Raw genomic sequence first — 11,571 nt, 5'->3', positions numbered from 1 at the left:
TCTAACGGGCGGCGCGGCGGGTTCAACGCCCGGCGGTCGGCGCTTCCAGGCCCTTGAGCCGGTTGACGGCGTTGGTGTTGCCCGGGTCCAGCGCCAGCGAGCGGCGGTAGTGGACGATGGCGGCGGCCGTGTCGCCGTTGACGGCGTAGGCCTCGGCCAGGCTGTCCTGGGCGTTGCCGCTGTCTGGGAACAGCTCGGCGGTCAGGGCCAGCACCGCCAGGGCCTTGGCCGGCTCGCCGAAGGCCAGCAGGCGATAGCCCCAGTCGTTCAGCTCGTGCTCGGCCGGCTTGAAGGTCGGGTCCTCGCGGCGGGCGGCGATCACCTTGGCGAAGGCCGTCTTGGGCTGGCCCGCCAGGTCCGCGCGCAGGGCCGCCACGCCGGTCAGCCGCATGCCGGGGACGAAACCGAGCGCGATCTCGTCGATGACGTCTTCCGGCGTGCCGCCGGCCAGGTTGCTGAGGATCGCCACGCCCACCCCGTCGTCGGGATAGAGGTAGAAGGCGCTGCGGCTGCCGCCGGTCATGCCGACCACCAGGCGGTCGGGGCGGTCCAGCACCAGCCAGCCCATCCCCCACTGGCCCAGCTGGCCGTCGGCGTAGGCAGCCTGCGTCCACATGGTCTTGCGAGCGGCCGCCCCCAGCAGGCGGCCGTCCATCAGGGCGATCATCCAGCGGCCCATGTCGTCGCCGGTGCTGTCGAGGCCGGCGGCGGCGCGGGCCAGGGGCGAGAACAGCTCCTTGCGCGGGGCCGGCTGGTCGGGCGTCTCCTTGCGATAGCCGTAGGAGGTGACGCGGCGCGGGCCCGGATCGAGGCTATCGCCGTATCGCGAGCTGGCCATGCCGGCGATGGCGAACTGCTCGCCGCCCAGGGGCGTGCTGACCGGCCGGCCGTGCAGGCGGTCGATGGCCATCTGCACCAGGGCGTAGTTGGTCTGGCAGTAGTGGAAGCGCTGGCCGGGCGGGAACAGCACCGGCGCGGCCAGGGCCTCGTTCCAGGCCGTCGCCTCGTCGACCGCGCCGTCCTTCTGGCGGGGCACGAAGTCGGGCAGGCCCGAGGTGTGGCTGAGCAGGCGGCGGACCTGGATGTCGCGCCAGGCCTCCGGCAGGTCGGGCACGTAGGCGCCGATCGGCTTGTCCAGGTCCAGGCGCCCGGCCTCGACCTCGCGCATGGCCGCCACGCCGGTGAAGGCCTTGGTGATCGAGTTGATCGGGAAGGTGGTGGTCGGCGTCGCCCTGGTCCCGCTGGCGAGGTCGGCCACGCCGTAGGCGCGCGAGAAGACGATCGCGCCGTCCTTGACCACCACCACCTGGGCGCCGGGCACGTGGCGCTCGGCCATGAACCGCCGGACGAGGGCGTCGGCGCGATCGGCGGGACCGGATCCCGCAGCCCAGGCTAGGGTGGAAGAGGCGAGCGCCGGACAGGCCAGTCCGGTCGCCAGCAATGCGCGGCGGTTCATGCGATGAAATCCCCTGGAGCCGTCCCCGCCCCGGATCCCAAGGGATCAGTCCGCAGCGCGGCGGGCCAGTTAATCTTCGGTCATGCGCGGCCGTGCGGGGCTGGCTCAGGACGCCGGCGGAGGACCGTAGCGGACGAAGGCGGCCAGCAGGGCGTCGGCCTGTTCGCCCTGGGCGATGGCGTTGAAGTGGATCAGCGCCTGGGCCGCCATGGCCGTATCCTTGGCCAGATCCAGCCCGACGGCGGTCAGCACGTCCGTGGCGGCCTTCTGGTCGGGACAGGTCTCGCCGTTCAGCAGCTTCTCGGCCATGGGGCCGTAGACGCGCGCCGCATTGACCCTGAAGCAGGCCCGGGCGGCCGGATCGGCCTTGCTCCAGGCGGACCGCAGGCTGGCGGGCGTCAGTCCCGCGGGCGCCAGGCGTTCGGCCGACGCCGCGCGGATCATGGCGGAGGCGGCGGCGAACTGGACGAACAGCTTGGGCGCGCCTTCGCGGCCCACGCAGGCCGTGGAGGCCGCCTGGATCGCCTTGTCATGCCCGGACAGGGCCTTGGTCGCCGAGTTCATGTCGCGCCGGTAGGCCGTCAGCACCTCGGCGCGGCCGGTCTCGGGCAGGGCGTTCCAAAGGCAGTCGCCGGGCGAGGACGGGGGCGTCGCCGGTTGGGTGGGCGGCGTCTGGGCCATCGCCCCTTGCGACCAGCCGGCGATCGTCGCGACGGCCACGGCCGCCAGCATTCTGAACGTCATCCTCAATCCCCCGAGGTCGTCCTTAAGGTCGCATCGACTTAAGCTCGACTTTAAGTCGAGATCGTGACGGGCGTTTCCTTCGTCGGCGAACCCGCCTAGGAAGGGCCGATGCCGACCGGACCCGACATGATGCTGGAAGCCGCCTGCGGACCGGGACCGGTCTGCGGGGTCGACGAGGCCGGCCGTGGTCCGTGGGCCGGGCCGGTCAGCGCCGCCGCCGTGATCCTCGATCCGGCCCGCGTGCCCAAGGGCCTCGACGACTCCAAGAAGCTCTCGGCCAAGGCCCGCGCGGCCCTGGAGCAGGAGATCAAGGAGATGGCGGTCGCCTGGTGCGTGGGCATGGCCAGCGTCGAGGAGATCGCGCAGCTCAATATCCTGCACGCGGCGGGCCTGGCCATGCGCCGCGCGGTCGAGGGCCTGTCGGTGACGCCGAGCTTCGCCCTGGTAGACGGCAACTATCGCTTCGTGCTGCCGTGCGAGGTCAAGACCGTGGTCAAGGGCGACAGCCTGTCGTGCTCGATCGCGGCGGCCTCGATCCTGGCCAAGGAAGCCCGCGACCGCATCATGGTCGAGATGGACGCGGTCTATCCCGGCTACGGCTTCGCCGGCCACAAGGGCTATCACGCCCCGATCCACCTCGAGGGCCTGCGCAAGCTGGGCCCCTCGCCGATCCACCGCCTGGGCTGGGCCCCGGTGAAGCTGGCGCTGGCGGGCGAACTGGGCGACGACGCCTAGGTCCGGCCGGCGGTCGCGGCCAGGGCCGCGTTGCAGGTCTTCCAGCGCGGCGACCTGGGCGTGACGACCAGTTTCAGGGTGTTGTGGTCGGTGATCAGCACGTCGCCGCTGACCGGGAACGGGCCGAAGAGTTTGGGCAGGTTCGCCGGAGCGAAGCCCTCCCCGCCGCGAACCCGCAGCACCTCGCCGTCGGCGTCCAGCGTGAACAGGCCGTCCTTGGCGCGGACCAGCGCCAGCCGCTGCTGCGGCAGTTCGAATATGTCCAGGTCAAGCGAGCCGCCGGTGACGAAACGGGCGTCTACCTTCCGCAGGCGTCCGGCGGCCGTGAGCTCGAACAGCCCCCGATCCGATATCACATAGGTGCGGTCCAGCGAGGCCAGGCGAACCACCTCGGGATGCCGGCCCAACTCGGCCTTCGAGCTTTGGGGGATCGGCGTCAGGGCGCCCCGCCGATAGAGGGCCAGCCCGTCGTCGCCACGGATTACGAGGCCCTCACCGCCGGTCAGGTCATAGGCGCGCGCCAGCGGGTTCGACGCGGGCCAGGCGGGGGCGTCCATGGGAACGAACCGTTGGTCGACCAGTCGTTGCCAGCCGAGCGGCGCCGAGGGCCGGACGCGGCCGAAGCGGATGACGTCGCCGGTGGTCGGCGAGGCGACGGTCCACCAGCCGCCGGGGTCCTGCTCCTCGTCGTGGATTCCCGTCACGTCGACGATCGCGGCGCGGCGGGACGAGGCCGCGTCTGGCGACAGGACGAGGACCAGGTGGTCCGTGTAGGTGGAGATCAGGGCCACGCCCGCCTTCGGTACGGGCCGGACGTCCACGATCCTGTCGTCCGGTCGCCAGCGCTCGGGCCGCAGGCGGCCGGCCTTGCGCCAGGCGCCGTCGGTGTAGCGGACGGCCAGTGCGCCGTCCTGGCCTTCGAACAGCGCCGCGCCCAGGCCGGGCAGATCGTGGATGTCGATGACGCCGGAGACGCCCGCGGCCTTCAGGCTCTCCTGTTCGGGCCAGGGCGCGACGGCGTCGCCACGGACCTGGTGGATCTGGCCCTTGCGCAGCACCAGGGTCAGGTCGGCGTCCGCGATCCGGCGGATGACGGGGCCGCCGGGGAGGGTCTGGTCGCCGAGCTTGGCGATCGGGGCGAAGGCGCCCGCGCCGGCCGCCCGGGCCAGGACCACGTCGCCTCGCATGCCGACCACGCGATCCGGCGAGGGTTCATGGACCATCTCCAGATCGAACAGGGCGTTGGGCGTCGGTCCCGGATAGGGGACGTAGCGGCCCTCGGCGTTGATCGTCCACTCCCCGCCGCGATTGTAGGGACGGATCCATGGCTCGTCGGAGCCCGGGATCAGACGCACCTCGCCTACCATGCGGTAGGCCGCATCGACGTCGGCCTTGGTCGGGCGGCCGTCCCGCACCGGCATGGCGCAGAAGCGGTCCGACCAGGCGCTTGCCGGCCGGGTCGGTGCGATGGAGGGGACCTCGGGCTCGGGCGGAGCGGCCTTCTTCGGCGTGCAGGCGCCAAGGGCCAGGACCGCCGCCAGCATCGTCCATCGGTTCATCGGCCCCCGCCCCCTCGGTTCAGTCCGCCGCCTCCCAGGCCGCCAGAGCCCCAAGGGCGCGGAGGCGTGAGAACAGGCGCTTGAGATTGGCGCGATTGGCGTCGGCCATAGCTGACAGCCTGGGCAGCGCTTCGGCGGGCGCGGTCGCCACCCAGCCGTCGCCGCGCCGCAGGGCGTAGCCCTGGACCTGCAGGCCGTTGAGGTGGCGGCGGACGGTCTCGGCCGGCACGCGCAACGAGCGGGCCAGGGCCGCCGTGCGGGCCGGGCGGCCGGCGTCGGCCGGGGCGGCCGCCCAGCCGGGCAAGTCGTCGGCCGGCAGGTCCTCGATGTTGCTCACCACCAGTTCCAGCAGCACGCGGCTGGCGACCAGGTTCTCGGTCAGGGCGATCAGGTCGTTGCAGGCCCGCAGCACGTATTCCGACAGTGCCCAATTCATGGCCCGCAGCGGCGGTTCCTCGCTGGCCGCCGGGGCGGAGGCGGGTTCGACGGGCAGGGCCCCGATCGCCTTCAGGTCCCGATGAAAGCGGCGGGCGCGGGCCTGGCGGCCCCGCATCTCGGCCAGGTAGACGTCGGTGGTCACCGCGCTGTTAGGCACGACGACGCCGTTGGGGCCGACCACGCAATGGCCTTCGCGGGCCAGGCGCAGCACCCGGCGGCGCACGGTCTCGAACGGCAGCCGCAGCGACTGGGCGACGGCGTTGACGCTGACCGGCCGCCGCAGGTCGTCGGGCGTGGATTGCGCCGCCCGGCCATAGGCCTCCATCAGCGCCGGGTCGCGCGTCACCGGGGCCATGTTGGCGTCGAGGGCGGCGGTCAGGATCCAGGCGTCGAGCAGGTCGCGGTCGCCGCGGGTGATCTCGATGGTGTCGCGCACATAGGTCAGCGAGGCGCGGAGCTCCTCGCCGAGCCGTCGCGCCGACGGGGACGCGGGGGTGCGGGATGTCGCCGGCGGGTCAAGCATCGACCGATGAGAGCAAGCGGACGGAGCCGGCGCAAGAGCCGCGGCCGCACAGAATGGGTAGCGAGACCGGTATTTTTCTCAAGCGAGCGCCGCTTACAGTCCGCGCCGTCCGATTGCGGCCGCCCTCGGGGGAGAGCGGGCCGCGAGCCGTTCGTGATCCGGCTGGGGGGCTGGAGGCAAACGGGGGGAGCGGGAAGCGTGCGGGGGCGCGCCTCCCGCTCCTGGGACGCTCCCGGCGGCCCGCTAGCGCCGCCGTGTCGCCAGGGCCCAGGCGGTCACCGCGACCGACACGCCCAGCGCCGCCGCCCCGATCCAGTCCCAGGCGCCGTCGTCGAGCAGCGCCGCCACCAGACCGAACAGGCTGAGCGCCGCCACCGCGAGCGGGATGCGGAACACCTGCCAGAGGGAAAGATGCGGCCGGCTCATCGCGCGCTCCCGCGCTTGACCAGCCACAGATAGACGCCCGAGCCCAGGATCACGATCGTGGCGATGTCGAGCAGCGCCCAGAGGATCTTCAGCGGCAGGCCGCCATAGTCGCCGAAGTGCAGGGGCTGCGACAGCGACAGGGTCTTCACGTACCAGGGCGTGGGGGCCACGGCCGACAGCTGGCCGGTGCGGGCGTCGATCAGCGCCGGCGTGGTCAGGTGCGCGGTCAGCGGCGTGTCGCCGTGGAAGAACACCGCGTAGTGGTGGTCGGTCGAGTAGGACGAGCCGGGGAAGGCCACGAACTGCAGCTGCTTGCCCGGCAGGGCCAGCTTGGCGCGCTCGACGGCGGCCGCCAGCGAGCTGCGCTCGTTCGACGGCGCGGGCTTGTCGTAGGCCTGGGTCAGCTCCTTCAGCGCCGTGTTCTTCCAGTAGTCGATGATCGGCGTGGCCAGGGTGTTGACCACGCCGGTGACGCCCACGACCAGGAGCCAGGCCAGGGTCACCGCGCCCAGGAGGTTGTGATAGTCGAGCCAGCGGGTGCGGGCGGCCTTGCGGGCCCGCACCGCGCCGAACGGCAGCTTGCGCATGAACGGGGCGTACAGCACCACGCCCGACACCAGGGCGATCACCAGCAGCAGGCCCATGGCGCCCAGGAACAGCATGCCCGGCAGGCCCAGGAACATGTCGGTGTGCAGCTGGAGCAGGAACTCCATCACCGGATGGCCGGCGACCGACGGCGCGGGATCGCCGCTGGTCTGGTCGATCGGCTGGAAGCTGTAGCCGGTCTTGCCTGGCGTCAGGGTGGTGACGTTCACCACCGGCCGCTCGACGTCGAAGCTCATGAAGGCGGCGACCTCGCCCGGCTTGCGGGCCAGCGCCGTCTCCAGCACCTGGTCGAGGCTGAGCTTCGGGCCGTCCGGATGGGCCGGCGTCCACGCCTGGCGCATCGCGACCTCCTCGATCTCGTGGGTGAACACGAGCGGCAGGCCGGTGACGCACAGCATCAGCAGGAACAGGGTCGAGACCAGGCTCGACCACTTGTGGACCCACGACCAGGCGCGAAGCGTCGACGACTTCATCGGGCCTTAGAAGTCCGTGGTGACCGACAGGCGCAGGGTGCGCGGGGCGCCCAGCGTCAGGTAGTTGGCGCCGGGATAGCCCCCGACGGCCACCCACTGGTTCTTGTCGGCCAGGTTCTCGACGCGGGCGCGCAGGGTGATCGGGCGATCGGCGGCCTCGAAGGCGTAGCGCACGCCGGCGTCGAAGCGGGTCCACGAGCCCAGCTTGACCGTGTTGGTCGCGTTGGCGGCCTGCGAGCCGGTGTAGACCGCGCGGCCCTCCAGGGTCAGGCCCGCCAGCGCGGCGACGTCGTACTCGACGTTGAGGTTGGTCTGGAACTCGGGCGCGCCGATCGGGGCCTTGCCTTCGACCGAAGCGTCCAGGGCCCGCTCGACCTTGGCGTCCAGCCAGGTCGCGCCGCCGATCAGGCGCAGGCCGGGGGTCAGCTCGCCATAGGCGGTCAGCTCGACGCCCTGGTTCTTCTGCTCGCCGCCAGCGCCGTAGGTGCGGCTGGCGACGTCGAAATACTCGCTGGGCTGAGTGGTGCGGAACAGGCTGATCGTACCGCCGAACGAGCCGGCGTCGTACTTGGCGCCCAGCTCGGTCTGCTCGCCGCGGAAGGGCGACAGGATCTCGCCGGCGTTGGCCACGGCCACGCCGTTGACGGCGCCGGGGGCGGTCTTGCCGGGGATCAGGGCCTCGGCGTAGTTGGCGTAGAGCGAGATCTGGCCGCTGGGCTTGTAGACCACGGCCACGGCGGGGGTGGTGGCGTCGCCGTCATAGGCGCCGTTGCGGACGCCGGTGTTGTAGTCGTACGAGCGGGTCTCGATCTCCTGGTAGCGCACGCCGGCGGTGACCAGCAGACGTTCGTCCAGGAACGACAGGGTGTCGGCGATCGCGACGCTGCGGGTCTTGGAGCGCTCGGTGACGCGCGGGTCCGACAGCGAGCCGCCGATGAAGAAGTCGGCCGCCGGTCTGGCGACCTGCACCGGCGCATAGAGGTTGCTGGCGAAGCCGGCGAAGCTGGAGAACGCATAGGCGTTGCGCGACTTCAGGTTCACCTGGGCGACCGAGGCCACCAGGCTGTGACCCACCGAGCCGGTCTCGAACCTGGCGCGCAGGCCCGCGTCGGCCGAGACGATCGTGTCCTTGCGGACGTTGTCGAAACGATAGGCGCTGATCGTGCCGTCCGCCTGGGCGGTCGGGTTGGCCAGGACGTTGTCTTCCTTGCCCTTGCGGCCGCCGATCGCCGCCCAGGCGCTGACGTCGTCGGTCAGGTCGAACTCGCCGCGCGCCGCGCCGAACAGCTGGCGCTCGTCGGTATAGGTCCAGTCCTGGGCGAAGTTCTTGTCGGCCGAGGGGGCCTTGGGGATGGCGCCGGCCGGGGTGACGGTCGGGCGCGGGGCGTCGATGTGGTGGTCCTGCCAGCCCAGGTCGGCCGAGAACCGGGCGCGCTCGCCGCGACGGTCCAGGCCCAGGCCGATCACCTTCAGGTCGCGATCCTGGCCGTCGATGTTGGTCTCGCCGCCGTGCAGGCCGAGGTTCAGGCGCGCGCCGTAAGCGTCGGCCGGACCGAAGCGGCGAGCCACGTCGGCGGTGGCGTACAGCTGCTCGCCGCCGTCCCAGCCGGCGGTGACGCGGGTCAGCGGGTTGTTACCGGCGCGCTTGGGCACGAGGTTGAAGGCGCCGCCGACGCCGCTGCCGCCCGGGGCCGCGCCGTTAAGGAAGGCGTTGGCGCCGCGGAACACGTCGACGCGCTCGACCAGCTCGGCGGCCACGAACTGCCGGGGCAGCACGCCGTAGAGGCCGTTGTAGGTCATGTCGTCGGAGTACACGGGGAAGCCGCGCACGACGTACAGTTCCTGGAAGTTGCCGAAGCCCTTGGTGACGCGCACCGTCGGGTCGTTCTGCAGCACGTCGCCGATGCTGATGGCCTGCTGGTTGCGGATCAGCTCCTCGGTGTAGCTGGTCACCGAGAACGGGGTGTCCATGGTGTCGAGCGCGCCGAGCAGGCCCACGCGCGCGCCCTTGGCGACCTGGCCGCCGGCATAGGCGGGCGGCAGGCGCACCTGCGAGCCGGTGACGATCACCTCCTCGACGGCCGTCGGGTCGGCTTCCTGCGCCAGGACGGGGCTCGCCGCGAGCGGGGCGAGCAGGGCGGTGGACAGCATCAGGGCGAGACGGGGCGACACGGGGATTTCTCCGACAGGTGAGAATGCGTCGCGATAAAGGTAAAGCGGCGGCGTGACAACAACGGGCCTCGCTCAAGGCGAGTGGCGAGGTAACCCGTTGCCGTTGTTCGCGTTTCGAGGGCGCCAGTGTCGACTAGGCGACGCTTGGGGGCGAGGTCCGGGCGCGCCGCCACCCCGTCGGCCGGCCCACGCCGGCGGCGTCGATGCGGGCGATGGCTTCGGCCAGGGGCTCGATGGCTACGGCCATGTGGTGGGCGTTGGCGTGGACGATGGTGTCGCGGTCCAGCAGGATCGCCACGTGGCCCTTCCAGAACACCAGGTCGCCGCGCCGGCGGTCGGCTTCTTCGATGGCCTCGAAGAAGGAAAACTGCATGTCGGTGTCGCGCGGGACGGCCTGGCCCGAGGCGGCCAGGGCCTGCTGCACCAGCCCCGAGCAGTCCAGGCCCAGGGATTCCCGCCCGCCCCACTGGTAGGGCGCGCCCAGGAAGCCGAGCGCGACTTCGGCCGGGTCGACGGCGGCGGCCAGGCCGATCGGCGCCAGGTGGGCCTCGACGAACCAGCCCGCCCCGGCGGCCTTGGCGAAGCGCCCCTCGCGGGCCTCGATCGTCACCAGGGCGTTGAGGGAATAGAGTCCCTGCGGCCGCGACTTGATGTCGGGCGCGCCGAACGCATAGGTTCTCAAGACCGCCACCTGGTGGGTGGCCGGCTCGCCGACGGGAGCAAGATCGGCCTCCGCCACCCAGCCCACATAGCCGTCGCGCGCGGCCTGGCCCCAGGCGAAGCCGTCCTTGACGTCGAGCACGGCGAAGCGCTCGCCGAACAGCAGCTGGTTCCACTGCTCGGCGTCGGCGGCGGGCGCCTTGCGCAGGGCCGCGGTCGGGGTCGCGACCTGACGGCGCTTTGGGGCCTCGTAGCGCTCGGCCGCGACGATCCCCTGCAGGGCGACGTCCGCCAGGTCGGGGCGGGCCAGGGTGAGGCGCGGATCCATCAGGCGAACCGGGCCTTCAGCATGGCGTAGAGGCCGCGGATGGCCTGGGCCTCGCCGCCGCTGGGACGGCCGGGGGCGCCCTTGGGGTTCCAGGCGAAGATGTCGAGGTGGACCCACGATCCGCTGGTCGGGGCGAACCGCTGCAGGAACAGGGCGGCGGTCACCGACCCGGCCTGGGCCCAGCCGTCGGGGTCGTTCTTCAGGTCGGCGACGTCGCTTTCCAGCGCCTCGCGATAGCCGTCCCACAGCGGCATGCGCCAGACGGGGTCGGAAGCCTTGCGGGCGCCGGTCTCGATCTGTCCGGCCAGGGCGTCGTCGGGGGTGTAGAAGGGGATCACCTGCGGACCCAGGGCGATGCGCGCCGCGCCGGTCAGGGTGGCCAGGTCGATGGTCAGGGCCGGCGACAGCTCGGCGGCGCGGGTCAGGGCGTCGGCCAGGATCAGGCGGCCTTCGGCGTCGGTGTTGCCGACCTCGATGGTGAGGCCCGCGCGGCTGTCGAGCACGTCGCCCGGGCGCATGGCGTCGCCGGCGATGGCGTTCTCGACCACCGGGACCAGCACCACCAGCCGCACCGGCAGCTTGGCGGCCATGACCATGCGGGCCAGGGCCAGGGCGTGGGCGGCGCCGCCCATGTCCTTCTTCATCAGCCGCATGCCGGCCGAGGGCTTGATGTCGAGGCCGCCGGTGTCGAACACCACGCCCTTGCCGACCAGGACCACGACCGGGTTCTTCTCGTCGCCCCACTGCAGTTCCAGCATGCGCGGCGCGCGCTCGGGCACGGCGGCGCGGCCCACGGCGTGGACGGCCGGATAGTTCTGCTCCAGCAGGGCGTCGCCGACGATCGCCGAGAAGCTGGCGCCGAACTGTTCGGCGATCTCGCGGGCGATGGTCTCGATCTGGCGCGGGCCCATGGCGTTGGCCGGGCTGTTGACCATGTCGCGGGCCAGGGCGCAGGCGTGGGCGATGGCCTGGACCTCGGCGACCTCGACCCCGTCCGGCGCGACAAGGCGTCGCGCCCCATCGGCCCCCCGGGCCTTGAAGCGGTCGAAGCGATAGGTCCCCAGGGCGAAGGCCAGGGCGACCTGGGCGGCGTCCAGTCCCTCGGGGACGGCGTGCAGGCGATAGTCGCCGGCCGGCAGCTTGGCCGGCAGGGCGCGGAAGGCCATGGCGTCGGGCTTGCCGCCGCCAGGGCCGCCGCCAGGGCCGCCCTTAACCCGTTGTCCCAGGCCGAAAAGCACGCGGTCGAGGGCGCCTTCGGGGGTGGGCACGGCCACGGTCTGGCCGGCCTTGGCCGAGAAGTCCGACAGCTGGGCGAAGCCGCGCACGAAGCTGGGCCGCGCGTCGAGGAAGGCCGCCAGCTCGTCCTCCCAGAGGGCGTGCACCGGGATCACGGGACCGTCGGCCGCGCCGCGCGAGGACGAAGTGATCAGGGGTTCGGTCATGGGCCGGGG

The 11,571-nt window shown here is 72.2% G+C and carries 10 protein-coding genes; 1 reads left to right on the top strand and 9 read right to left on the bottom strand.

Going from position 1 to position 11,571, the window contains the following annotated elements:
* Positions 1-22 precede the first annotated feature (22 nt).
* Positions 23-1,456, bottom strand: a complete 1,434-nt coding sequence (locus tag C1707_RS02910; protein WP_101711602.1) for a serine hydrolase domain-containing protein — start codon at positions 1,454-1,456, stop codon at positions 23-25.
* Positions 1,457-1,561: 105 nt separating this feature from the next.
* Positions 1,562-2,200: a hypothetical protein gene (locus C1707_RS02905; RefSeq protein ID WP_145998300.1), complete on the bottom strand. Its 639-nt coding sequence runs from the start codon at positions 2,198-2,200 to the stop codon at positions 1,562-1,564.
* Between the two features lie 108 nt (positions 2,201-2,308).
* On the opposite strand from C1707_RS02905, the gene C1707_RS02900 reads away from it, so the two are divergent.
* On the top strand, positions 2,309-2,935 hold the full coding sequence (locus C1707_RS02900) for a ribonuclease HII (RefSeq protein ID WP_101711604.1): 627 nt from the start codon (positions 2,309-2,311) through the stop codon (positions 2,933-2,935).
* Here the strand turns inward: C1707_RS02900 and C1707_RS02895 are convergent.
* The 7 genes from C1707_RS02895 to C1707_RS02865 all read right to left on the bottom strand — a co-directional run bounded on the left by C1707_RS02895 (position 2,932) and on the right by C1707_RS02865 (position 11,562).
* Positions 2,932-4,494 (bottom strand): hypothetical protein, encoded by a 1,563-nt coding sequence (locus C1707_RS02895; RefSeq protein ID WP_101711605.1) that lies wholly within the window; start codon positions 4,492-4,494, stop codon positions 2,932-2,934. The two genes, C1707_RS02900 and C1707_RS02895, sit on opposite strands and share 4 nt — an antisense overlap.
* A 19-nt stretch (positions 4,495-4,513) precedes the next feature.
* On the bottom strand, positions 4,514-5,455 hold the full coding sequence (locus C1707_RS02890) for a hypothetical protein (protein ID WP_145998301.1): 942 nt from the start codon (positions 5,453-5,455) through the stop codon (positions 4,514-4,516).
* A 243-nt stretch (positions 5,456-5,698) separates the two neighbouring features.
* Positions 5,699-5,881, bottom strand: coding sequence for a hypothetical protein (locus tag C1707_RS02885; RefSeq protein WP_167482908.1), 183 nt, complete (start codon positions 5,879-5,881; stop codon positions 5,699-5,701).
* Positions 5,878-6,960, bottom strand: coding sequence for a PepSY-associated TM helix domain-containing protein (locus C1707_RS02880; protein WP_101711608.1), 1,083 nt, complete (start codon positions 6,958-6,960; stop codon positions 5,878-5,880). The genes C1707_RS02885 and C1707_RS02880 overlap by 4 nt, the downstream gene beginning before the upstream one ends.
* A gap of 6 nt (positions 6,961-6,966) precedes the next feature.
* Positions 6,967-9,132 carry a TonB-dependent receptor gene (locus tag C1707_RS02875; protein WP_101711609.1) on the bottom strand — a complete coding sequence of 722 codons (2,166 nt, stop codon included), beginning with the start codon at positions 9,130-9,132 and terminating at the stop codon, positions 6,967-6,969.
* Between the two features lie 133 nt (positions 9,133-9,265).
* A complete protein-coding gene (locus tag C1707_RS02870; protein WP_180896901.1) occupies positions 9,266-10,120 on the bottom strand; it encodes a C40 family peptidase in 855 nt (284 codons plus the stop codon).
* Positions 10,120-11,562 carry a leucyl aminopeptidase family protein gene (locus C1707_RS02865; protein WP_101711610.1) on the bottom strand — a complete coding sequence of 481 codons (1,443 nt, stop codon included), beginning with the start codon at positions 11,560-11,562 and terminating at the stop codon, positions 10,120-10,122. The genes C1707_RS02870 and C1707_RS02865 overlap by 1 nt, the downstream gene beginning before the upstream one ends.
* Between the last annotated feature and the right edge of the window lie 9 nt (positions 11,563-11,571).

The sequence above is a fragment of the Caulobacter flavus genome, assembly GCF_003722335.1.
Taxonomy (GTDB): domain Bacteria; phylum Pseudomonadota; class Alphaproteobacteria; order Caulobacterales; family Caulobacteraceae; genus Caulobacter; species Caulobacter flavus.
The sequence above is the reverse complement of the archived record's forward strand: the minus strand, read 5'-3'. Positions and strand labels throughout refer to the sequence as shown.